The 441-nt window shown below is 65.1% G+C and carries 1 pseudogene; it reads right to left on the reverse strand.

What is annotated here, in order from left to right:
• Window positions 1-138: 138 nt before the first annotated feature.
• Window positions 139-441, reverse strand: a pseudogene (locus EN804_RS34660) (NAD(P)/FAD-dependent oxidoreductase); the annotation flags it as partial.

A 441-nucleotide genomic window follows, 5' to 3' on the forward strand; every position in this document is an offset into this window, starting at 1 on the left:
GTGCTCACCGTGGCGCTGCCCAAGACCAAGCGCGCCCAGACCAAAGCCAGGCGCATCGCCGTCAACGAAGGCAAGGCTAGCAGCGCGAAGCATTGAGGGCCTGGCGCCCCTCTCCCTTGTCGGGGACGGGGCGCACTTTCACCCCCGCTTCTTGATATCGGCGGCCACCGCCTGCGCCTCGATGCCGATCTCGCGCAACAGGCCGGTGACCGGATTGTGGAAGCCGATGAGATAGACGCCCAATTCGCTTGCCCGCGCGTTCACGCCGCTCCTGCCCGGACTGAGCTCCTCCGGCAGGAGGGCGTCATAGGCAGGACGATAGCCTGTGGCGAAAATCGCAGCGTCGAATTTCTTCTCCACGCCATCGACGAATTTCACGCCGGCTCCGGTGAAGCTTGCGATGTCCGGCGCAATCCCGATCCTTCCCGCCTTGATCGCCGC

This window comes from Mesorhizobium sp. M8A.F.Ca.ET.161.01.1.1 (genome assembly GCF_004792105.1).
Classification (GTDB): Bacteria; Pseudomonadota; Alphaproteobacteria; order Rhizobiales; family Rhizobiaceae; genus Mesorhizobium.